This is a genomic window from Streptomyces dryopteridis, from assembly GCF_049606955.1.
Lineage (GTDB): Bacteria > Actinomycetota > Actinomycetes > Streptomycetales > Streptomycetaceae > Streptomyces.
Map to the genome: position 1 here is coordinate 202,459 of NZ_CP187113.1, position 22,006 is coordinate 224,464.

21 protein-coding genes are annotated in these 22,006 nt (G+C 75.4%); 8 read left to right on the top strand and 13 right to left on the bottom strand.

From position 1 onward, the window contains the following. Positions 1–14: 14 nt before the first annotated feature. Entirely contained in the window at positions 15–1,226 is a 1,212-nt protein-coding gene (locus ACN20G_RS00900; RefSeq protein ID WP_424210756.1) for an MFS transporter, read from the bottom strand. A gap of 163 nt (positions 1,227–1,389) precedes the next feature. Here ACN20G_RS00900 and ACN20G_RS00905 point away from each other — a divergent pair, with 163 nt between their 5' ends. Continuing rightward, positions 1,390–1,875: a MarR family winged helix-turn-helix transcriptional regulator gene (locus ACN20G_RS00905; protein ID WP_424210757.1), complete on the top strand. Its 486-nt coding sequence runs from the start codon at positions 1,390–1,392 to the stop codon at positions 1,873–1,875. A gap of 114 nt (positions 1,876–1,989) precedes the next feature. Here the strand turns inward: ACN20G_RS00905 and ACN20G_RS00910 are convergent, their stop codons facing one another. From ACN20G_RS00910 to ACN20G_RS00940, 7 genes are all read right to left on the bottom strand, one after another. Next, positions 1,990–2,370, bottom strand: a complete 381-nt coding sequence (locus ACN20G_RS00910; RefSeq protein WP_424210758.1) for a YbjQ family protein — start codon at positions 2,368–2,370, stop codon at positions 1,990–1,992. Positions 2,371–2,446: 76 nt separating this feature from the next. Then, positions 2,447–2,818 (bottom strand): WhiB family transcriptional regulator, encoded by a 372-nt coding sequence (locus tag ACN20G_RS00915; protein WP_424210759.1) that lies wholly within the window; start codon positions 2,816–2,818, stop codon positions 2,447–2,449. A 116-nt stretch (positions 2,819–2,934) separates the two neighbouring features. Continuing rightward, positions 2,935–4,056, bottom strand: a complete 1,122-nt coding sequence (locus ACN20G_RS00920; protein ID WP_424210760.1) for an AI-2E family transporter — start codon at positions 4,054–4,056, stop codon at positions 2,935–2,937. 20 nt (positions 4,057–4,076) lie between these two features. After that, positions 4,077–5,024, bottom strand: coding sequence for a universal stress protein (locus ACN20G_RS00925; RefSeq protein WP_424210761.1), 948 nt, complete (start codon positions 5,022–5,024; stop codon positions 4,077–4,079). Positions 5,025–5,140: 116 nt separating this feature from the next. After that, a complete protein-coding gene (locus tag ACN20G_RS00930) occupies positions 5,141–5,713 on the bottom strand; it encodes a cupin domain-containing protein (RefSeq protein WP_424210762.1) in 573 nt (190 codons plus the stop codon). After that, positions 5,710–7,011, bottom strand: coding sequence for a cytochrome P450 (locus ACN20G_RS00935; protein ID WP_424210763.1), 1,302 nt, complete (start codon positions 7,009–7,011; stop codon positions 5,710–5,712). The genes ACN20G_RS00930 and ACN20G_RS00935 overlap by 4 nt, the downstream gene beginning before the upstream one ends. A 20-nt stretch (positions 7,012–7,031) precedes the next feature. Continuing rightward, positions 7,032–8,186: a type III polyketide synthase gene (locus ACN20G_RS00940; protein ID WP_424210764.1), complete on the bottom strand. Its 1,155-nt coding sequence runs from the start codon at positions 8,184–8,186 to the stop codon at positions 7,032–7,034. Positions 8,187–8,591: 405 nt separating this feature from the next. Between ACN20G_RS00940 and ACN20G_RS00945 the strand changes: the two genes are divergently transcribed. After that, on the top strand, positions 8,592–9,893 hold the full coding sequence (locus ACN20G_RS00945) for a cytochrome P450 (protein ID WP_424210765.1): 1,302 nt from the start codon (positions 8,592–8,594) through the stop codon (positions 9,891–9,893). Beyond that, entirely contained in the window at positions 9,890–10,462 is a 573-nt protein-coding gene (locus ACN20G_RS00950; protein ID WP_424210766.1) for an acyl-CoA carboxylase epsilon subunit, read from the top strand. The genes ACN20G_RS00945 and ACN20G_RS00950 overlap by 4 nt, the downstream gene beginning before the upstream one ends. A gap of 44 nt (positions 10,463–10,506) precedes the next feature. Here the strand turns inward: ACN20G_RS00950 and ACN20G_RS00955 are convergent, their stop codons facing one another. After that, positions 10,507–11,274, bottom strand: coding sequence for a glyoxalase (locus tag ACN20G_RS00955; RefSeq protein ID WP_424210767.1), 768 nt, complete (start codon positions 11,272–11,274; stop codon positions 10,507–10,509). Between the two features lie 207 nt (positions 11,275–11,481). Between ACN20G_RS00955 and ACN20G_RS00960 the strand changes: the two genes are divergently transcribed. The 3 genes from ACN20G_RS00960 (at position 11,482) to ACN20G_RS00970 (ending at position 13,317) form a co-directional block, all read left to right on the top strand. Further along, positions 11,482–11,958 (top strand): hemerythrin domain-containing protein, encoded by a 477-nt coding sequence (locus ACN20G_RS00960; RefSeq protein ID WP_424215315.1) that lies wholly within the window; start codon positions 11,482–11,484, stop codon positions 11,956–11,958. A gap of 62 nt (positions 11,959–12,020) precedes the next feature. Beyond that, on the top strand, positions 12,021–12,839 hold the full coding sequence (locus tag ACN20G_RS00965) for a VOC family protein (RefSeq protein ID WP_424210768.1): 819 nt from the start codon (positions 12,021–12,023) through the stop codon (positions 12,837–12,839). 28 nt (positions 12,840–12,867) lie between these two features. Then, a complete protein-coding gene (locus ACN20G_RS00970; protein ID WP_424210769.1) occupies positions 12,868–13,317 on the top strand; it encodes a hypothetical protein in 450 nt (149 codons plus the stop codon). Between the two features lie 63 nt (positions 13,318–13,380). Here the strand turns inward: ACN20G_RS00970 and ACN20G_RS00975 are convergent, their stop codons facing one another. The 3 genes from ACN20G_RS00975 to ACN20G_RS00985 form a co-directional block, all read right to left on the bottom strand. Then, a complete protein-coding gene (locus tag ACN20G_RS00975; protein ID WP_424210770.1) occupies positions 13,381–13,548 on the bottom strand; it encodes a hypothetical protein in 168 nt (55 codons plus the stop codon). A gap of 75 nt (positions 13,549–13,623) precedes the next feature. Then, positions 13,624–15,087 (bottom strand): MFS transporter, encoded by a 1,464-nt coding sequence (locus tag ACN20G_RS00980; protein ID WP_424215316.1) that lies wholly within the window; start codon positions 15,085–15,087, stop codon positions 13,624–13,626. A gap of 113 nt (positions 15,088–15,200) precedes the next feature. After that, positions 15,201–15,515, bottom strand: a complete 315-nt coding sequence (locus ACN20G_RS00985; RefSeq protein ID WP_424210771.1) for a DUF4404 family protein — start codon at positions 15,513–15,515, stop codon at positions 15,201–15,203. 211 nt (positions 15,516–15,726) lie between these two features. Here ACN20G_RS00985 and ACN20G_RS00990 point away from each other — a divergent pair, with 211 nt between their 5' ends. Further along, on the top strand, positions 15,727–16,743 hold the full coding sequence (locus ACN20G_RS00990) for a glutathione S-transferase family protein (protein ID WP_424210772.1): 1,017 nt from the start codon (positions 15,727–15,729) through the stop codon (positions 16,741–16,743). A 28-nt stretch (positions 16,744–16,771) separates the two neighbouring features. Here the strand turns inward: ACN20G_RS00990 and ACN20G_RS00995 are convergent, their stop codons facing one another. After that, complete coding sequence (locus ACN20G_RS00995; protein WP_424210773.1) at positions 16,772–18,838, bottom strand: SpoIIE family protein phosphatase; 2,067 nt, start codon at positions 18,836–18,838, stop codon at positions 16,772–16,774. Between the two features lie 279 nt (positions 18,839–19,117). Between ACN20G_RS00995 and ACN20G_RS01000 the strand changes: the two genes are divergently transcribed. Beyond that, positions 19,118–21,952, top strand: coding sequence for a SpoIIE family protein phosphatase (locus ACN20G_RS01000; protein WP_424210774.1), 2,835 nt, complete (start codon positions 19,118–19,120; stop codon positions 21,950–21,952). Positions 21,953–22,006 lie beyond the last annotated feature (54 nt).

The window sequence follows — 22,006 nt, forward strand, 5'->3', positions numbered from 1 at the left end:
ACGGGTGGGAGGGTTCAGACGCGGGCCGGGGTGCGGCCCGGGGCGGTGGGGGTCCCGGCGGCGGCGGCGCGGGCGGCGCGCCCGGTGCGGCGTTCCAGGGCTCCGGAGACCAGGGCCAGCACCAGGGCCGCGGCGGCCAGCGCGGCGCCGACCCAGTTGGGGGCGGTCCAGCCGAGGCCGGCGGTGATGACGAGGCCGCCGAGCCACGCGGCCAGGGCGTTGCCGAGGTTGAAGGCGCCGATGTTGACGGCGGAGGCGAGGGTGGGGGCGCCGGCGGCCTGGTCCAGGACCCGCTTTTGCAGCGGGGGGACGGTGGCGAAGCCGAGGGCGCCGATGAGCACGAGGGTGACGGCGGCGCCGGCCCGGTGGTGCGCGGTGACCGTGAACAGGGCCAGGACCAGCGAGAGCGCGCCCAGCGATCCGTACAACAGGGGCATCAGGGCGCGGTCGGCGAGCTTGCCGCCGAGCAGGTTGCCGCCGACCATGCCGAGGCCGAAGAGCACGAGCAGCCAGGTGACGGAGGTGTCGGCGAAACCGGCGACGTGCGTCATCATCGGCGCGATGTAGGTGATGGCGGCGAAGACCCCGCCGAAGCCGAGGACCGTCATGGCCATCGCGAGGAGCACCTGCACGTTCCGGAAGGCCGCGAGTTCGTGGCGGATCCGGACGTGTTCGGGTCGGGGCAGGTCGGGCACGAGGCGGGCGATGCCGAGCAGGCCGAGGACGCCGAGGGCGGCGACGATCAGGAAGGTGACGCGCCAGCCGAGGGTCTGCCCGACGAGGGTGCCCAGGGGGACGCCGACGACGTTGGCGACGGTGAGGCCGGTGAACATCATGGCGATGGCGCCGGCCTTCTTGGCGGGGGCCACGAGTTCGGCGGCGACCACGGAGCCGATGCCGAAGAACGCGCCGTGGGCCAGGGAGGCCAGCACGCGGCCGGCGAGCATCAGGCCGAAGGCGGGGGCGAGGGCGGAGAGCACGTTCCCGGCGATGAACAGGCCCATGAGGATCATCAGCATGCGTTTGCGGGGGACCCGGGTGCCGAGGACGGTCATGAGGGGGGCGCCGAGGACGACGCCGAGGGCGTAGCCGGTGACGAGGAGGCCGGCGGTGGGGACGGTGACGCCGTAGGTGTCGGCGACCTGGGGCAGCAGACCCATGATCACGAACTCGGTGGTGCCGATCCCGAAGGCCCCGATGGCGAGGGCGAGCAGGGCGAGAGGCATGGCGGAGGGGCCCCTTCCGGGGAGATTGCATGTGCGGACTGACTGCGGCCACAATAATTGCAGACGCGGGATAATTGCAAACGCGGGCTATTTCACGGGTGGCCTATCCTGGAGGGCGTCACGCCCCGCACCCGCGCGGCCCCGCACGGACCCGGAGGACCCCATGACCGCCACCGACGGCGCCCTGACCGCGCTCTCGCGCAGCTGGTGCGCCCTGTCGCTGCTGCACGACCGGATCGAGGCGCACATCGAACGCGCCCTCCAGGCCCGGCACGACCTGAGCGTGCGCGAGTTCTCCCTGCTCGACGTGCTCAGCCGGCAGCACGACGGCCCCGGCGGCCACCTGCGCATGAACCAGGTCGCCGACGCCGTGGTCCTCAGCCAGAGCGCCACCACCCGGCTCGTCACCCGGCTGGAGGACCGCGGCCTGCTGCGCCGCTACCTGTGCGCCACCGACCGGCGCGGGATCTACACCGACGTCAGCGAGACCGGCCTGGACCTGCTGGCCGCGGCCCGTCCCACCAACGACGCCGCCCTGCGCGAGGCCCTCGACGCGGCCGCCGCCGAACCCCGGTTCGCCTCCCTGGTGCGGGCCGTGGAGGCCATGCCCACCGAGGTGGAGCCGCTGCCGGCGGGCCACGGCGGCTGAGCCCGCCGCGCCCCTCGCGCACGCCGAGCCGCACGCCGAGCGGGGTCGGCCCGGTGGATCCCTCCACCGGGCCGACCCCGCTCGGGCCTCGCGCCGGTCCGTCCCGGCCGGCTCTCAGCCGGTCGGGGGGACGGGCGCGAGCACCACGGCCGTGCCGTACGCGCACACCTCCGTGCCCACGTCCGCCGCCTCCGTCACGTCGAAGCGCATCATCAGCACCGCGTTGCCGCCGCGCGCCTTCGTCTGCTCGATCAACCGCTCCATCGCCTGGTTCCGGGTCTCCACCAGGGTCTTCGTCAGACCCTTCAGCTCCCCGCCCAGCATGGACTTCAGCCCCGCGCCGATCTGGCTGCCCAGGTGCCGCGAGCGCACGGTCAGTCCGAAGACCTCCCCGATCACCCGCTCCACCCGGTATCCGGGCGCGTCGTTGGTGGTGACCACCAGAACACCGGTCTCGGCGGCGCCGGCGCCGCCTCCGTAATCCTCGATACCCATGACCCCACCCTGGGCGAGATCGGGCCCGCGCGCATCCCGAACCGCCGCACCGGCCGCGCCGATCCGGGGATCGGGATCAGCGCGCCGCGCGCCCCGGACGGGACCGGCCGGGCGCGGACCGGGCCCGGCGCGTCGGCCCGGACCGGCCGGCGCCGGCCGCCGCGCGGCCCGCGCCCGTCGTCACCGCGCGGCGTTCCTCCTCGGTCAACCCGCCCCACACCCCGTACGGTTCGCCCACCGCCAGCGCGTGCCGCAGGCACCGTTCGCGCACCGGGCACAGGGCGCAGATCTCCTTCGCGGCCCGGTCCCGTTCCTCGCGCTCCTCGCCGCGCTCACCGGCCGGGTGGAAGAACAGGGAGCTGCCCAGCCGGCGGCAGGCGGCCTCCTCCTGCCACTGCCAGTGCGCTTCGGCGGCTCCGGGCGGACGGACGGTGCTGTGCGTGGTCATGACCCCTCCAGGCGATCGCGGCACGGGCGCCGGGCGCCGGCTCCTCCCGCGGCGCCCCCTCCCTCGTGCGTGTGACCCGTTCCGCCGCCCCGAAACGGGTTGGGGGGCAGGGGAGTTCAGGGGGCGCCGCCCTCCCCCTCGGGCGGGTCCGGGCCCGCGTCGGGCACCGGGCCCGGGGTCGCCCGGGAGGCCGCCTCCGCCGCCAGGGCCTCGTGCACCGCCCAGGCCACCGACACCAGCGGCACGGCCACCACGGCGCCCACGACCCCGGCGGAGATCGCGCCGGCCACCACCGACAGGGCCACGATCACGGGGTGCAGGCTGACGGCGCGGCTCATCACCAGCGGGTGCAGCACGTGCCCCTCGAACTGCCCGATGACCACGATCAGCGCGATCACCACCCCCGCCACCACCGGGCCCCGGGTGGCCAGGGCCACCACGGCGGCCACCGCCAGCGCCACGGGCGAGCCCACCAGGGGCACGAAGGCGGCGAGGAACTCCAACAGGGCCAGCGGCAGCGCCAGCGGCACCCCCAACAGGTAGAGGGCGATGCCGACGAGGACGGCGTTGGTGCCGGCGACGATCACGATGCCGTGGGTGTAGCCGGTGAACGTGCGCCACGCGGCCCGGCCCGCGATCCGCACCCGCTCGCGGCGGGCCCGCGGCAGGCGGCCCACGAACCAGCGCCAGTGCCGGTCCCCGGAGTGCACGAGGAAGACCGCGCAGAACAGGCCGAGGACGGCGGTGGTGACGAGTTCGGCGAGCCGGCCCGCGCCGGTGACCGCCTGGGAGACCAGCGCGCCCCGGTGTTCGGCGAGGTAGGTGCCGATCCGGTCCTGGAGACCGGTCAGGGCCGTGGGGTCCACGTGGAAGGGGGGTCCGGCGAGCCAGTCCCGGATCCGGTCGAGGCCGCCCTCGAACTCCCGCACCAGGCTCTCGCTCTCCCCCGCCACCGTCTCCCCCACCAGCGCCGGCACCCCGAGGATCAGGACCAGGGCCCCGATCAGGGTGATCGCGACGGCCGCCGCGCGGGGCAGCAGCCGGGCGAGCCGGTCGGCGACCGGGCGCAGCAGGGCGGTGAGCACCAGGGCGAGGAAGAGGGCCACGCCGATCTGGTGGAAGCGTCCCAGGACCACGAAGACCGCGTAGCCGGCCGCGCCGACGACCAACAGGCGCCAGGCGTAGCCGGCCGCCGTCCGCAGTCCCGGGGCGACGGGTCGGGGTTCCTCGGCCGGCACGGTGGCCGCCGCCCGCCCGGTCAGTCCGCCGTCGTCGGCGGGACCACGGCGACCGGGCAGTGCGCGTGGTGCAGGACGGCGTTGGCGACGGAGCCCATGAGCAGGGAGCCGGGGGTCAGGCGCGGACGGTGCCGGCCGACCACCACGAGGGCCGCGCCCGCCGATGCCTCCACGAGTTGGGCGGCGGCGTCGGCGGGGGCGACCACGGGCTCGATCCGCACCTCGGGGTGGTGTTCGTGCGGGGTCCGCAGCCGGTCCTCCTGGGCCCGTCGGGTCGCGTCGGCCACCGGGGGGTCCTCGTCGTGTTCGAGGGCCACCTGCGGGATCGGGGCGGGGCCCAGGACGAGCAGCGGGGAGGGCGGCACGGGGTAGGCGGAGATCACGCGGAGTTCGGCGGCCCGGGTGCGGGCCTCGTCGAAGGCGAACTCGATGACGTCCTCGGGGGTCTGGGCGGTCTCCAGGCCCAGCACCACCGGGCCGCCGGGGAGTCCGTAGGCGCTGCCGCGGTGGGTGCCGGTGGCGTCGTCGGCGTCGTGGGTGGTGTGCGGGACGACGACCACCGGGCAGGGGGCGGTGCTGCTCACGGCGCGGCTGTTGGAGCCGAGGAGGAGGCTGACGAAGCCGCCGCGGCCCCGGGAGCCCATGACGAGCATCCGGGCGCCGGAGCCGATCGAGCGCAGGGCCTCGGGCACCGAGCCGTCGAGGGAGACCCAGCGCAGTTCGCGCGGGAGGGCGCGGCCCTCGGCGGTGAGGCGTTCGCGGACGGCGGCCAGGACGGGGTCGCCGGTCTCGGGGGCCTCGCCGCCGACGGTGGCGCGGCGGGCGGCGTAGAGCTGCGCGTGGTCGGGGAGGACGTGGGCGACGGTGAGGGGGGCGTCGTGGCGCAGGGCCGCGTCCCGTGCCCAGTCGAGGGCGGCGAGGCTGTGGTCAGATCCGTCCACGGCCACGATGATGGCTGCCTGGGTCATGTCCCCATGCTCCCATCCGTCCCTTTTCTCCGCAGATCCGACCCCCGGTCGGTGCGCGGGGCACCGACCGGGGGTCGGAGGGTCTGACGCTCGGTTGTTGGTGGGATCGGGGCGGGTCAGGGGGCCGGTGGCGGGTTCCCGTGCCGCAGGGGGGTGATCTGGTCGATGTCGTAGCGGGCCCGCAGGGCGGCGATGGCGGCCTGGTCGGGGGTCGTGCCGGCGTCGAGGAGTTCCAGGAGTTCCTCGAAGTAGCGTTCGTGGTCGGGTGGCGGGGAGGACTGGAAGAACATCCGGGCGGTCCGCCCGCTCCGGTTGGCGAAGGCGTGCGGGCAGCCCGGGGGGACGACGATGACGGTGCCGGGGCCCGCCGTGACCACGCGTCGGCCGGTGCCCGAACGCCAGTGCCGCCAGTCCTCGCGGGTGCGGACCTCCGGTTCGAAGGCCAGCACCTCCAGTTCGCCTTCGAGGACGTAGAAGAGTTCCTCGCTGCGGGTGTGCACGTGGGCGCCCACGTCGAAGCCGGGGGGCACGGACACCTCGAAGCTGGAGGAGACCCGCGAGTGCGTGCCGGTCACCTTGAAGGTGACCCGGTGGGCGTGGGTGTCGAGGGTGCGTCCGTGGCCGGGGGGCACGAGCAGGCCCTCGCCGCGCGCGAGGGCGCCGTCGCCCGCGGCGAGGTGCGCGGTCACCAGGTCACCGGCAGGCCGCGCGGGCCCCGGATCAGGGCGCCGGGCCGCCAGCTCAGCTCCTCGGTGGGCACGGCCAGGCGCAGGGTGTCGGGGAAGCGGTCGGCGAGGGCGTCGAGCAGCAGCTCCAGCTCCAGGCGGGCGAGCAGGCCGCCCACGCAGTAGTGGGGGCCGAACCCGAAGGACAGGTGCGGATTGGGGTTGCGGTCGAGGTGGAGGGTGTCGGGGTCGGGGAAGACCTCGGGGTCGCGGTTGGCGGCGAGGTAGGAGACGTAGACGGCCTCGCCGGCGCGGATTCGGTGGCCGCGGAACTCCATGTCCTCGGTGGCGATGCGGGACAGGCCCACGGAGTTGCGGTGCGGGATGTAGCGCAGCAGCTCGTCGAGGGCGGCCGGCCGCAGCGCGGGGTCGGCCCGCAGTCGGGCCAGGTGGTCGGGTTCGGTGAGGAGGATGTACGCCATGTTCCCGGCGTTGTTGGTGACGGCCTCGCCGCCGATCTGCACGAGCAGGGCCAGCCCGCACGCCTCGTCGGCGGCCACCTCGCCGGCGGCGACGGCCGCCGCGAGGAGGTCGAGGACGGCCGGGGTGTCGCTCTCGGGCGCGGGGGCGGCGGCGCGGGCGCGCAGGGCCTCGGCGAACCAGGCGATCATCGCGGTCTTGGCCTGTTCGCTGCGGTCGGCGCCCTCGGCGGAGGAGAGGATGAGGGTGGTCCACTCGTGCATCCGGGGCCGGTCGGCCTCGGGCACGCCCATCAGCTCGCAGACCACGGCGAGCGGGAACGGGGCCAGCAGTGCCTCGGTGAGGTCGGCGGGGGGTCCGGTCGCCAGCGTGGCGTCGACGAGTTCGTCGAGCATGCCCTGGGCCTTGGCGCGCAGGCGTTCCACCCCGCGCGAGGTGAAGGCGGCGGCCACGGCCCGGCGCAGTCGGGTGTGCTCGGGCGGGTCCTCGAAGCCGATGGCCCCGGGCACCGGGATGAAGTGCGGGGCCAGCCGGGTGACATCGTGTTCGGCCACCAGTTTGCGGCTGTAGCGGGGGTCGTTCGTCATGGTCCGCACGTCCTCGTGGCGGGTGACGAGCCAGGCCCAGCCGCTGCCGTTGGGCAGCGAGATGCGGGTCACGGGGCCCTCGGCCATGAGCTCGGCGAGGACCGGGTCGAAGTCCACGCCGCGCAGTTCGGGCGTGGGCCAGTGGCGGATCGGGGGGCGGGCGGGGCAGCGCTCCGCCGCGTCGACGGCGCCGGCCGCGCGCGGGGCGCGGCCGGTCTCGTGCGACGCGGCGTGCGTGGTGCTGTCTTCGAGCATCGTGGAGTGCCTCGTGGGGGTCAGCGGGCCGTCGCGCCGGCCCGGCGCGGGGCCGGTTCCGTCGCCCGCGCGGATTCCGCTCCCGCCTCCGCGGCCGGGATCACGGAGCCGATCGGGTCGATCGGCGTGGTCCAGCGGCCGAGGCTGATCTCGGCGGTGATGCCGGGGCCGAATCCGGCGAGCAGTCCCTTCGCGGCGTGGTCGGCACCGCCCGCGTCGAAGAGTCGACGCAGCGCGTCCAGGACGACGGCACTGGCGATGTTTCCGTACTCGGTGAGTGTGGCCCGGCTGTACCGGAATGCCTCGGGAGGCACACCGAGGAACTTGCTGAGGTCGTCCAGGATGCGGGGGCCGCCGGCGTGGATGATGTAGAAGTCCAGGGCGGCGGCGTCCCAGCCGTGGGCGCCGGCGAGTTGTTTGAGGGCCGGGGCCAGGGGTTCCATGGTGCCGGGGACGCGCTTGTCGAGCTTGAAGTGGAAGCCGGTGGAGCGCACGTCGTAGGCGATCCAGTCCTCCGTGTCGGGCACCAGGTAGGAGCCGTTGCGCTCCAGGTCGATGCCGGTGGCCTTGCCGGGCTTGCCGCGCATGACGGCGGCGGCGATGCCGTCGCCGAAGAGGCCGTTGGAGAGCAGGTTGCCCACGTCGAGGTCGGTGGGCTGGTAGCACAGCGAGCAGAACTCGCAGGCCACGATGAGGACGTTGGCCGTCGGGTAGGCCAGGGTGAAGTCGTGGGCGCGGTTGACGGCCGCCCCGCCGGCGGCGCAGCCGAGCTGCGCGATGGGGATCTGCCGGCAGTCGGTGCGGAAGCCCATCGTGTTGATCAGCCAGGCGGTCAGCGAGGGCATCATGAAGCCCGTGCAGGACACGTAGATGATCACGTCGATGTCGCGGGGCCGCAGCGCGGCCGCTTCGAGGGCCTCCTCGATGACGGCGGGGACCCGGGCCTTGGCCTCGCGTTCGTAGGTGGCGTTGCGGTCGGCGAGGCCGGGGTGCAGCAGGGTCTCCTCGATGGGCCGCAGCAGGTGGCGCTTCTCGACGCCGGTGTTCTTGATGAGCCGCAGGGCGAGTTCCAGTTGGGGGTGGTCCGCGTGGACCGTGCGGGCCAGGGCCAGGGTCTCGTCGAGGGTGATGATGTGCTCGGGAACGGCGACGGCCGGTCTGCACAGGATGGCCACGGCGGGCCCCTTTCTCTCGGGTCACGTCTCGTCGGTTCGCTTCGGTGTGCGCCGCTCCCCCTGGGGGCGGCGGCGCAGCTTCGGGCGGTCGGGCGGTCGGGGCCGAGCGGGGCCCGAAAGGGACGGAGGGTCCCCGGCCGCCGACGGCCGGGGCCGGGGCGGGCCGGTGGCCCGCGGTCCGCCGGTCCGTCACCGACGGCGGGTGCTTCACAGCATCCGGCCCGTCGTGCGATCCCGCGCGTCGGGCCGGGCGCCGGGGGCCGAGGACGTGGGCCATCGGGGTGAACTCGGGTGCCCCGTGCGGCGCGCCGACGGGACTTCGGGAAGAGATGACTGGTCCCGTCCGGTCGGTGTGTCGTGCGCGGCCCACCCGACCGGGTCCCCGATCCCCCCGGAGCGACCCGCATGACCTCGGACACCACCACGCAGGCCCGACCGCCCGACGAACCCGATCCGCCGGACCGGCCGCCGGGCTCCCCCGCCGAGGCCGCCTCGGCCGCGCTCAGCGCGCACCCCACCGCCGTGCACGACTGGCGGCTGCCGGACCTGCCGGGGCTTGAGTTCGACCCCCTGCTGTACCGGCTGCTGCACGAGGAGCCGGTGGCGCGGGTGCGCCTGCCCTACGGCTCGGGCAGCGCGTGGCTGTTGACCCGGTACGCGGACGTGAAGGCCGCCACCGCCGACCCCCGGTTCTCCCGGGAGGCCCTCGCCACGACGCAGGTCACCAGTTCCGCCCCCAACCCGGTCTCGGCCAGGCACGCGGCCCTGAACTACGCCGATCCGCCGGAGCTGACCCGGATGCGGCGGGTGGTGGCGCGGGCCTTCACCGGCAAGAGCATGAACCGGCTGCGGCCCCTGGCCCAGGCCGGTTGTGACGCCCTGTTGGACCGGATGGAGGAGGCCGGGTCGCCGGCCGACCTGATGGAGCACCTCCACGGGCCGTTCCCGCTGGCCGTCGTCGCCGACCTGCTCGGACTGGAGGAGGAGGCGCGGGCGCGGATCACCTCGTGGGCGACGGTCAGCATGTCCTCCGGGCCGGACGGCGAGGAGAGCAAGGCGGCCCGGCTGCGGGTGCGGGGCGTGATCGTGGACCTGCTGGAGCGGCGCCGGGCGGCCCCCGAGGAGGACCTGGCCAGTGTGCTGGCCACGGCGGCCGGGTCCGGGGAGATCACCGAGGACCAGGCGGTGTCCCTGGCCACGGCCATCCTGGTGAGCGGGGCCCACGCGGTCCGCAACAACAGCGCGAACATGGTGTTCGCGCTGCTCACCCATCCGGAGCAGCTGGCCCGGCTGCGGGCCGATCCGGCGCTGTTGCCGCAGGCCGTGGACGAGCTGTTGCGGTTCATCCCGCACCGCAGCGGGGTGGGCATCCCCCGGATCGCCACCGAGGACCTGGAGATCGGCGGGGTCCCGATCCGGGCCGGGGAGGCGGTGTTCGCCTCGTACCTCGCGGCCAACCGCGATCCGGCCGAGTTCCCCGACCCGGACGTGCTGGACTTCGACCGGGGCCCGATCGGGCACCTGTCCTTCGGCAACGGCCCGCACCACTGCGTGGGGTCGATGGTGGCGCGGATGGAGTCCGAGATCATGATCGAGACCCTGCTGCGCCGGTACCCGAACCTGCGGTTGGCGGTGCCGGTGGAGGAACTGAGCTGGCAGAAGAACGCCCTGATCAGGGGCCCCGAGACGCTGCCGGTGGCCTGGTGAGCCCGGTCGGCCCGCCCTGGCGGCGGGCCCGGCCCCCGACCGGTCGGGTGGTGGCGGGCATACCCGGCGCGGCCGCCCCCTGCCCGCCGGCGACGGAACCGGCGGGCCGTACCGGCGCGGCCCGGGTCCCGGTGGGTCCGGCGCCCGGACGGGTGCGCGGACGCGGCCGGGCCCGGCCCGCGGTGGAGGGCACGACGGCGGAACGGGAGGCCGAGGCCCGTCGGGCCGCGGGGCTCGCACCCGCCCCGCCGGCCGCCCCGGACGCGCCCCGGACCGCGCCCCGCGTCCGGCCCCGGCCGGCCGTCCCCGACGAGGACGAGACGCCCGGGACCCTCTTGGCGTACGACATACGCGTGGAGCGCGGGGACCCCACGGCGGAGGAGCTGGCCGCGCTGGTCGTCGTGCTGACGGCCGCGCTCCGGGCCCGGGACACCGAGCCCGCCGCCCCCGCCCCCGCCCCGGCCGTGCGCCGGGCCCACTGGGACCACGAGTGGCGGGTCCGCGAGACCCATCCGGTCACCTCCTGGCACACCCGTCCCGCCACCCGCCCCCCGAGCGCTCCGCGCTGACCCGCCCCGCGAAGGCCCGCCGTCCCCGGACGGCGGGCCTTCGCTCACGCGGGCAGGTCGACGGCGATCTCGGCGAGCATCGCCTCGGCGCGGGCCCGGTCCTCGGGGGACGCGGCCGGGCCGTGTCGGCGCAGCGCGAAGGCCAGGGCTCGGTGGGCGGCCGCGGGATCGTTCTTGAACTCCAGCAGGATCCGGGCGTTGTCCAGGCCGCGGGCGAGTCCCGTCAGTTCCTTCGAGCCGCCGTACTCCAGCTCGTCCGGCTCGTCGCGGCGGACCACGATGAGGGAGTTGCCGTTGGGGTCGACCACGGTGAACCGGCTCGCCCCGGGACGCAGGCGGGTCACGCGCGGCAGTCCGGAGGTGGGGACCCGCCCCAGGGCGGCGCGCAGGCCGGCGGTGAACGCGGCGTGGAAGGGGGCCACGTCCTCCACCGCGATGAGCGCCCCGCCGCTCTCCTCGCGGCTCGGGTCGGTGCCGGCGGGGGCGGGGCCGAAGTGCAGGTCGACGCCGGCGCAGGTGAGGGCGAGGTAGAGGTACGGGCGGCGCTGCTCCCAGGTGGTCTCGAAGCCGAGGGCGCGGTAGAAGGCGAGGGTGGCGTCGGGGTCCGCGCACGGCAGCAGCGGCACGGTGCGGGCGTCGGTGGGCAGGGCCGCGCGCAGGGCGGCGGCCTCGGCCTCGGCCCGCTCCCGCCGGGCCCTGCGGGCGGGGGTCTCGGGCTTCGGGGACTCGGGCGTCGGGGCTTCGGGCTTCGGGGACTCGGACGTCGGCGTTTCGGGGGCGGTGCGGTGGTGCGGGGGCTGCGGCGTGTTCACGTGCGCGGTCCCCTCCTTCCGGTTCGGCGGGCTCCCCTGACCCGCCGGACGGTAGCCGTTTGTGGCGCGCGGCGCCTATGGGCCCCGGCGGTTCGGGGCGGCGGGCGCGGGTAGCCGCGTGATCACGGGGGCGCCGCGCGGGCGTCCCCCCGAGGTGAGGAGAGGTGACGGACCGTGTCGGAGAAGGCTCGGACGGACGTCGTGGCGATGATCCTGGACGATCACCGTCGGATGGAGGAGCTGCTGCACCGCATGCGCAGCGTGGAGAGCGACCGGGCCGACGCCCTGACGCGGTTCTCGGCGCTGCTCGTGGCCCACGGGGAGGCGGAGGAGCTGGAGGTGTACCCGGCGCTGCGGCGGCTGCGGAACGTGGACGCCGAGGAGGTGGACCACGGGGCGGAGGAGCACGAGGAGGGCAACGAGGCCCTGCTGGCGCTGCTGGAGGTGGAGGAGGTCGGCTCGGAGGACTGGGAGAAGCGGCTGCACGAGCTGTCGGAGAAGATCGCGCACCACTTCGACGAGGAGGAGCGCACGATCCTCAACGACGCCCGCGAGAACGTCTCCGAGGAGCGGCGCGGCGAACTGGGCGAACGCTTCCTGCGCGCCCGCCGGGAGCTGCTCATGGCCGACTGCGGGGCCGTGGAGAAGGTCCGCGATCTGGTGCGGGTGCGCTCGGGCTTCTGAGCGGGTCGCGCCTCGCCGGGGAGGAAGTGGGACAATTTCCCCGGGTGAGCGAGGTGATGCGCATGTCGACCACGACCGATCGTGGGGTGGGAGCGCCCTGCTGGGTCAGCCTGACCAGCCGGGATCCGGAGGCCGCCGAGCGGTTCTACGGGCGGGTGATGGGCTGGGGCTTCCAGGACGCGGGCGACACCCCGGGGCTGCGGATCGCGCTGACCGGCGGCGTGCCGGTGGCCGGGATCGCGGGGCTCGGGGAGGGTTCCTCGGGCCGGGCCGCGTGGACCCCGTACTTCTCGGTGGACTCCGTCACCGGGACCGCGGCCCGGATCACCGAGCGCGGCGGAACCCTGGCGGTGGGCCCGCTGTCCTTCGGCGGCGGCCGGGTGGCCTGGGTCGCGGACCGCGACGGCGCCCTGTTCGGGATCCGCGAGGGACTGCCGCTGGGGAGCTGGCGCCCCGGACCCGGGCCCGCGCCGGCCTGGCCCGAGCTGCGCACCCGGGACGCGTTCGCCGCCGCCCTGTTCTACGGGGAGGTGCTGGCCTGGGCGGAGCCGGGGCCGGGCTGCTGCGCGGTCTCCTACGAGAACGAGCGGGTGGTGCTGCGGGACGAGGGCCGGGCGGTGGCCCGCCTGCGGGGCGGGGCCCTGGAGGAGGCGCCGGACCCGGCGGTGCGCCCGCGCTGGCACGTGAACCTGCGGGTGCCGGATCCGGGGGCGGCGGCGGAGCGGGCCCGGGTCGCCGGGGCGAGCGTGCTGCCGGGGCCGGGCGGGGCGCGGGCCACGTCGAACGTGCTGGTCAGGGACCCGGAAGGGGCTCTGTTCACGCTGACCGACGAGCCCGCCGGCCCCTCCGAACCGGATGATTCGCCCGGCTTGTCCGAATGATTCGGGCGGGTGGGGGCAGTGGTCGACCATGGACACGTACGAGCGACCGGTCCCGCCCCCGCCCCTGTCCCCGCCGGAGTTGCTGGGGATCGTCCGGGACATCGCGCGGGACCTGAACCTGTGGCGCGGGCGGCTGGCGCACGCGGCGGAGGAGGCCGGACGGCACTGGGTGCCGGTGTTCCACAGCGATCACGTGGGCGTGTGGGCCATGGACTGGTCCCGGCTGCCGGCCGGGTCCGACGGCGGGCTGGAGCACCGGGACGCGCGCGGCGCGGTCTGGGTGGCCCAGGGGCTGCTGCGGCACCTGCGCACCGGACCGGCGCTGACCCCGGTGGCCTCGACCCTCGCCGAGGGCGACGGCTTCTGGTTCGACGAGAGCTGTCGGCACCGGATGCGGCCCGACCCCTCGGCCGGCCCCACCCTCACCCTGCACGCCTTCTCGCCCGCCGCCGCCCAGACCCCGCCACTGCTCCCCTGACCGCACCCCGCACGTGTTTCGGTCCCCGCAAGGTCTCTTGCGGGGACCGAAACACGTGCGGGCTCAGCGGGTGCGGTCCGCCGCCGTGTCCTCGCCCTCGTCGCGCTCACCCTCCGCCTGGGAGGGGGTGGTGCGCGGCAGGTCGGCCCGCCGGCCGGAGCGGGCGGTGTCCTCCTCGCGTTCGCCCTCGGCCTGCGAGGGCGTGGTCCAGTCCGCGTCCTGTTCCCTCATCGCGACTTCTCCCTTCGCTCGATGCGGCGACCGGTGCGGTCGGGGCCTTGCGCGTCTGCCCCGGGCGGGCGGGGTTCACGCCCCGCCGGCGCTCGTCGGGGTCGGGGCCGGGGCGGCGGACAGGGGGGCCGCGATGTCCTCCAGGGACTTGTTCTCGGCGGGCACCGCGAAGAACGCGGCCACCACCCCGGCCACCGTCATCAGGCCCGCGCCCACGCAGAACGCGATCACGGTGTCCGAGACCACCCCGCTGGAGGTGAGGCCGGCGAAGACCAGCGGGCCCGAGATGCCGCCGGCGGCCGTGCCCAGGGCGTAGAAGAAGGCGATGGCCATCGCCCGGGTCTCCATCGGGAAGATCTCGCTCACCGTCAGATAGGCCGAGCTGGCCCCGGCGGAGGCGAAGAAGAGCACCACGCACCAGCACAGGGTCATGGTCACGGCGGTCAGGGCGCCGGCCCCGAAGAGCCAGGCCGTGCCGAACAGCAGCAGTCCGGACAGCAGGTAGGTGCCGGCGATCATGGGGCGGCGGCCGAGGGTGTCGAAGAGCCGGCCCAGCAGCAGCGGGCCGAGGAAGTTCCCGACGGCGATGAGCGCGAACCAGTAGCCGGTGCGGCCGCTGTCCACGTCGAAGAAGCGGATCAGGATGGTGCCGAAGCCGAAGGTGATCGCGTTGTAGAGGAATGCCTGCCCGATGAAGAGGGCCAGGCCCAGGACCGCGCGGCGGGGGTAGACGCGGAAGACGGTGCGGGCGATCTCGCCGAAGCCGATCGGGCCGCGCGGGTGGATGGTCAGCTCGGGTCCCGGTTCCGGCAGGTCACGGCCGGTCTCGGCGCGGATCCTGGCCTCCGCGTCCGCGACGATCTCCTCCGCCTCCTCGCCGCGTCCGTGGATGAACAGCCAGCGTGGGCTCTCGGGCACGTTGCGGCGTACCAGGAGGATCACCAGGCCCAGGACCACGCCGAGCCCGAAGGTCAGCCGCCAGCCCACGTCGGCCGCGAAGAGCTCGGTGTTCAGGGCGGGCACGGACAGCAGGGCGCCGGCCACCGCCCCGAGCCAGAAGCTGCCGTTGACGATCAGGTCCACCCGGCCTCGGAAGCGGCTGGGGATCAGTTCGTCGATGGCGGAGTTGATGGCCGCGTACTCGCCGCCGATGCCGAAGCCGGTGAGGAACCGGAAGACGAAGAACCACCAGGACGAGAAGGACAGGGCGGTCAGGGCGGTGGCCGCGAGGTAGACGGCCAGGGTGATCAGGAAGAGCCGCTTGCGGCCGAAGAGGTCGGTCAGGCGCCCGAAGACGAGGGCGCCGAAGCAGGCGCCGGCCACGTACAGGGCCGCGGCCAGGCCGGTGACCTGCGCGTCCGTGATGGGCAGGCCGCTGCCGGACTCCGAGAGCCGGCCGGCGATGGAGCCGACGATGGTCACTTCGAGACCGTCGAGGATCCACACGGTGCCCAGGCCGATCACGATCGTCCAGTGCCACCGTGACCAGGGCAGTCGGTCCAGTCTGGCCGGCACCCGCGTGCTGATCGCGCCTTCCATGGCCTCGTCCGCCTCTCTCGCGCCCACCGGCCGGGGTCCGCCCCCGGTCCTCGCCCGCCGCGCATGCCCGGTGATCGCCGGGCACAAACGGGCGGGACGGGGGGCGCGCGGGGTCAGATGCCCAGGGAGCTGAGGTACTGGCCGAGGCTGTCGAGGGTGGCGGCGATGCGCGGGTGGGTGGTCTCGAAGCGGGCCAGGGAGTCGCCCACGCCGGAGCGCAGCCCCTCGTCCTCGGGGGCGCCCTCGCGGGTGCGGGCCTCGACCCGGTCGGCCAGGGCGCGCAGGTGTTCGCGGTCGGCCTCGTCGAGTTCCGGGTCCTCCGCGCGGGCCCGCAGTTCGCGCAGCGTGGGGTGGTCGGCGGCGGGCACGGGGGGCGTGACGGGGCCCGTCGTCCCGGCTTCGGTCGCCTGCGGTTCCTGCTCGGTCATCCCGGCCTCCTCGGCGTCCTGCGACGCCCGTCGCGATCACGGCGCGTTGCGCGCTCCCGTCCGAAGCGTACTGATCCGTCCGGTCGGCGCGCGCGTCGGGATCGGGCACGGCGGCACGAAGGGGTACCGAAGGGGCAGACTGCACGGCGGGGGGCGCGGCGCGCCGGGCGTCGCGTACACGCGCAGGACTTCGGAAGATTGGGTGACCCTCATGGGCAACGACGATCTCGGGCGGGTGCCGTTCAGCCGCTCCCCCGTCCACTTCACCGACCGGATCACCGCCGACGGCTCTCCGGACGGGTGGGCGGTGGAGCCGGGACGCTACCGGCTGGTGGTCTCGCTGGCCTGTCCGTGGGCCTCCCGGGCGGTGATCTCGCGCCGCTTGCTGGGGCTGGAGGAGGCGCTGCCGATGGCGGTGACGGACCCGGTGCAGGACGACCGGAGCTGGCGGTTCACCCTCGATCCGGGGGACCGGGACCCGGTGCTGGGGATCCGTTACCTGAGCGAGGCGTACGAGGCGCGCGAGCCGGGCGCGCCGGGCGGGGTGAGCGTGCCGGCGGTGGTCGACACCCGGGACGGCCGGCTGGTCGGCAACGACTACCTGCGGTTGACCCTGGACCTGGCGACGGAGTGGCGGTCCCTGCACCGGCCGGGGGCGCCGGAGCTGTACCCGGCGCCGTGGCGGGCGGAGATCGACGAGGTGGTCGAGCTGGTGTACCGGGACGTCAACAACGGGGTGTACCGGGCGGGTTTCGCCTCGGACCAGGAGACGTACGAGGCGGCGTTCGAGCGCTTGTTCTCGCGGTGGGACTGGCTGACCCGGCGGCTCACGGACCGGCGCTACCTGGTCGGGGACCACGTCACGGAGGCCGACATCCGCCTGTTCACCACCCTGGTGCGCTTCGACGCCGTGTACCACGGCCACTTCAAGTGCAACCGGGAGAAGCTGTCGGAGAACCCGGTGCTGTGGGCGTACGCGCGGGACCTGTTCCAGACCCCGGGCTTCGGCGACACCGTGGACTTCGACCACGTCAAGCGGCACTACTACGGGGTGCACCGGGGGATCAACCCGTCCGGGATCGTGCCCGCGGGCCCGGACGAGGGCGGCTGGACCCGGCCGCACGGCCGGGAGCGGCTCGGCGGCGCCCCCTTCGGCGCGGGCACGGCCCCCGCTCCCCCGCCGGCCGGCGCCCGGCTCGGGCGATCGGCGGACTGGTTGCGGGGCTGAGCGCGGCGGGTCCGGAGCCGGCCGGGGCTCAGCCCCGGCCGGTGGGTCGGGCCAGCAGCACGGCCACGTCGTCGCGGGCCGGGGTGGGCAGCAGCCGGGCCAACACCCGGTCGCACAGCTCCTCCAGGGCCGCGGGCGGGCCCGCGAGGGCGGTGGCGAGGGCGGCGAGCCCCTGGTCGAGATCGCGGTCCCGGGATTCGATCAGGCCGTCGGTGTAGAGGGCCAGCAGGCTGCCGGGCGGCAGCGGGATCGCCTCGGCCCGGAAGGCGCGCCCGCCGCTGCCCAGCGGGGTGCCGGGCGGTCCGCCGGGCAGGGTGACCCGGCCCCGGGGGTCGACCACGGCGGGCGGGGGGTGGCCGGCGCGGGCCATCAGCACGTGCGCGGCGGCCGGGTCGTGCACGGCGTACACGCAGGTGGCCATCTCGTCCTCGCCGAGGTCGGCGACGATCGCGTCGAGGGAGCGGAGCATCTCGACGGGCGGGACCTGGTGGCGGGCCAGGGTGCGCACGGCGGTGCGGAGTTGGCCCATGACGGCGGCGGCGTGCACGCCGTGGCCCATGACGTCGCCGATGACCAGTCCGGTGCGGCCCTCGGGCAGGGCGATGACGTCGAACCAGTCGCCGCCCACGTCGTGGTCGCTGGCGGGCAGGTAGCGGCCGGTGAGGTCGAGGCCGGGGATCCGGGGCAGGGCGCTGTTGGTGAGGCTGCGCTGGAGGGTGAGGGCGGCCTGTCGTTGGCCGGTGTACAGGCGGGCGTTGTCGATGTTGAGGGCGGCGCGGGAGACGATCTCGTCGACGAGGACGAGCTCTTGGTCGTCGAAGGGTTCGCGGTCGCGCGCCCGGGCCACGAGGACGGCGCCCAGCACGCTGCCCCGGGCGGCCAGGGGGATCAGCCGGGCCGGGTGCAGCCGGTCGACCGGGGGCGGGTCGGGCAGGAGGGTCGCGAGGGCGACGAGGTCGGCCTCGGTGAGGGTGTGCGGTCGGGCCTGGCCCAGGACCCGGTCCCAGCCGGAGCCGGCGGGGACCCGGAAGGAGGGCGGGCAGTCCGGGTCGAGGGCCGGGCGCCGGCCCGGGTCGGGTGGTGCCAGGGGGGTGGAGGCGGCGAGCCGGCGCAGGTGGGCGGGGTGGGCGGGGGCGGCCTCGTCGGGTTCGAGGAGTTCGGCGGCGAGGTGGACCTCGGTGAGGTCGGCGAGGTGCGGGACGAGCACGTCGACGATCTCGCGGGCGGTGCGGTGCAGGTCGAGGGTGGTGCCGATGCGGGCGCCGGCCTCGGCGAGCAGCGCGAAGCGGCGGCGGGCCCGTTCGGCCTCGATCAGGGCCCGTTCGCCCTCGGTGATGTCGATGAGGGAGGCGATCAGGCCGAGGATCCGGCCGGCGCCGTCGACGAGGGGGGCGTAGGAGCAGGACCAGGTGTGTTCGCGGTGCGGGTCGGCGGGGGTGCGGCCGGTGCGGCGGGCGTCGACCACGGCCTCGCCGCTGTCGAGGACCCGGCGCATCATCGCTTCGAGGGCGACGGCGTTGACCCCGGGGACCACCTCGGTCAGGCGGCGGCCGAGGTGCGCGGCGGCGGCGACCCCGTTCATCCGGGCCAGGGCCTCGTTGACGCGCAGGAAGCGCAGGTCGGGGCCGAGGGTGGCCAGGCCGATGGGCGATTGGGTGAACAGGCTCTCCAGGGCGGCCAACGAGTCCCGCATGCGCAGCACGCCGGAGGTCTCGACGGCGATCAGGAGGGTGCCGGGGCGGCCGGCGGGGTCGGTGGCGGGGACGATCCACATCTCCATGGTGACGGGGTGGCCGTCGCGGTGGCGCACGGAGAGGGTGCCGCCGACGGTCTCGCCGGCGTGCACCCGGCGGGTGAGTTCGTCGGCGAGTTCGGTGTTGCCGTCGGGCACGAGGAGGCCGGCGGCGGGGCGGCCGATGATCTCCTCGGGTCGGTGGCCGAGCAGGTCGCGGGCGGCCAGGGACCATTCGGTGACGCGGCCCTCGGCGTCCTCACGCCACAGGGCGATGGGGAGCAGTTCCCGCAGGACGCCCGCGTAGCCGACGGCGCGGTGGGTGTGGCGGCCCGGCGATCCGTCCGCTGGTCTGTGTCTCATACAACGACCTCACCCCGTCGTGGGTCGATTTCGCCCGAAAACGCCTCTCGGAAAAACACCCTAACCGAGAGGTTCCGGGGCGGCCCTCCGTCTCCCCGGGACCCGCGCGCCTCGCACACCTGTGCACGCAGGTCGCCCTCGCCCCGGGCCTCGCCTGGCGCCGGCACGGGCCCGACTCGCGTACGGTGACATCTCGGGCAGCCGTACGGGCCGTCCCGGGCTGCGCCGAACGTGGTGGACGGGGCAGCATGGAGTGACCGGGCGCCGACGGCGCCGACGGTGTTGACCAGCACGGACGAGGAGGGCACGGTGACGGCCGAGACCTCCCCGGAGCCGGGTGGACGCCGCCGGGGGCTGCCCTGGTTGCGCAGTGTGGCCGGTCAGGTCTTCGCGCTGGAGGCGGTGATCGTGCTCGTGGTGGTCGCGGCCGCCGCGCTCGCGCTGATCCTCCAGGCCCGCTACGACAGCCTGCGCGACGCCCGCAACCGCTCGCTGGCCGCCGCCGAGGCCTTCTCCCACGCCCCCGGACTGGTCGAGGCCCTGTCCTCGCCCAATCCCACCGCGCTGCTCCAACCGGGTGCCGACGCCGCGCGGCGCGGCTCGGGGCTGGACTTCATCTCGGTGCTGGGCACCGACGGGATCCGCTACACCGACTCGCGCCCCGAGCTGATCGGGCACAAGGCCACCGGGGACCTCTCGCGGGCCCTGGCCGGCACGGCGTTCACCGAGCGTTTCCACGGCGCCCCCACCGACGCGGTCCGGGCCGTGGCCCCGGTCCGCGACCCCGCCGGCAAGGTCGTCGGCCTGGTCTCGACGGGGGTCGAGGTGAGCACCGTGGGCGAGGTGCTGGAGGACCGGATGCCGCTGCTGCTCGGCGCGACGGCCGGCGCCCTGGCCCTGGCCACGGCCGGCGCCGGGCTCGTGCACCGACGGCTGCGCCGGCAGACCCACGGGCTGGGCGCGGCCGAGATGGCCCGCCGGTACGCGCACCACGAGGCGGTGCTGCACGCGGTCCGCGAGGGCGTGCTGATCATCGGACCGGACCGCAGGCTGCTGCTGGCCAACGACGAGGCCCGCAGGCTGCTCGGGCTGCCGGCCGACGCCGAGAACCGCGACGTGCGGGAGCTGGGCCTGGCGGCCGGCACCGCCGAGCTGCTGGCCTCGGGCCGCGCCGCGACCGACGAGGTGCACCCGGCCGGGGACCGCCTGTTGGCCGTGAACGTGCGCCCCACCGAGCCGCGCGGGCAGGCCCCGTGGAGCGTGGTGACCCTGCGCGACACCACCGAGCTGTCCGCGCTGGCCGGGCGGGCCGAATCGGCCCGGGACCGGCTGACGCTGCTGTACGACGCGGGCGTGCGGATCGGGACCACGCTGGACGTGGCGCGGACGGCGGAGGAGCTGTCCGAGGTGGCCGTGCCCCGGTTCGCGGACTTCGTGACGGTGGAGCTGCTGGACCCGGTGCTGCGCGGCGCGGAGCCGGCCGGGCCGCCGGGCGAGCACACCGAGATGCGACGGACGGCGCTGGGCGGCCGGCCCGAGCCCGGCGCCGGTCCGGTGCCGCTGCAACCGGTCGGGGACCTGATCCGGATGGTGCCGAGGACCACCCCGATGGCCGGCGCCCTGGCCGGCGGGCGGGCGGTGCTGGAGGAGGACCTGGAGAAGGCGGCCGGATGGCGCGCCCAGGACCCCGAGGGCGCGGCGGCGGCCCTGGCGTACGGGCTGCACTCGCTCATCACCGCCCCCTTGCAGGCGCGCGGGGTGGTGCTGGGGATGGCGAACTTCTGGCGGGCGGGCGGCTCCCCGGCCTTCGGGCCGGAGGACCTGGACTTCGCGGAGGAGCTGGGGGCGCGGGCGGCGGTCTCCATCGACAACGCGCGCCGGTTCACGCGCGAGCACACCATGGCCGTGACCCTCCAGCGCAGCCTGCTGCCCCGGGTGCTCCCGGACCAGGGCGCGGTGGACGTGGCCTACCGGTACCTGCCGGCCCGGGAGGGCGTGGGCGGGGACTGGTTCGACGTGATCGCGCTGCCCGGGGCCCGGGTGGCGCTGGTGGTGGGCGACGTGGTGGGGCACGGGCTGCACGCGGCGGCCACGATGGGCCGACTGCGGACCGCCGTGCACAACTTCTCCACCCTGGACCTGCCGCCGGAGGAGTTGCTGGCCCATCTCGACGAGTTGGTGGACCGGATCGACCGGCACGAGAGCGGGGGCGCGGCCCCGGCCCGGGAGCCCGGGGGCATGGACGAGGAGGACGAGGACGGCTCGGCCGGTCCGATCACCGGGGCCACGTGCCTGTACGCGGTGTACGACCCGGTCTCGGGGCGGTGCGCGGTGGCGCGGGCCGGGCACCCGGGGCCGGCACTGGTGCACCCCGACGGGCGGGTGGAGTTCCCCGAGGCCCCGGCGGGGCTGCCGTTGGGCGTGGGCGGGATGCCGTTCGAGTCCTCGGTGGTGGAGGTGCCGGAGGGCAGTCGGCTGGTGCTGTTCACCGACGGGCTGGTGGCGGACCGGGGTCGGGACGCGGGCTCGGGGGCTGCGGCGCTGCGCCGGGCCCTGGAGCGGCCGGACCGTACCCCGGAGGAGACCTGTCGGGACGTGCTGGAGGCGGTCCTGCCCAGCGCGCCGGACGATCCGGGCGACGACATCGCGTTGTTGGTGGCGGGCGCGCGGCGGTTGTCGGCGGACCAGGTGGCGGAGTGGGACGTGCCCTCGGACCCGGCGGCGGTCTCGCGGATCCGGACGGCGTGCGCGCGCCGGCTGACCGAGTGGGGTCTGGACGAGGTGGTGTTCACCGCCGAGCTGATCCTGAGCGAGTTGATCACGAACGCGATCCGGTACGGCGGGCAGCCGGTGCGGGTGCGGTTGATCCGGGACCGGGCGTTGATCTGCGAGGTGTGGGACGCCAGCAGCACATCCCCGCACCTGCGGTACGCGGCGACCACGGACGAGGGCGGGCGCGGGCTGTTCCTGGTGGCGCAGTTGGCGGAGCGGTGGGGGACCCGGTACACGGGGCGCGGGAAGGTGATCTGGGCGCAGTTGGCGCTGGGCGGGGAGGTGCCGGCGGCGGCGCTGCCGGTGTTCGACCTGGAGGACCTGGGCGACCTGTCCTGGTGAGGGGCGCCGCAAGGGCCGCCGGGGGGCCCGCAAAGCGCGAATTCCGCGCCGTTT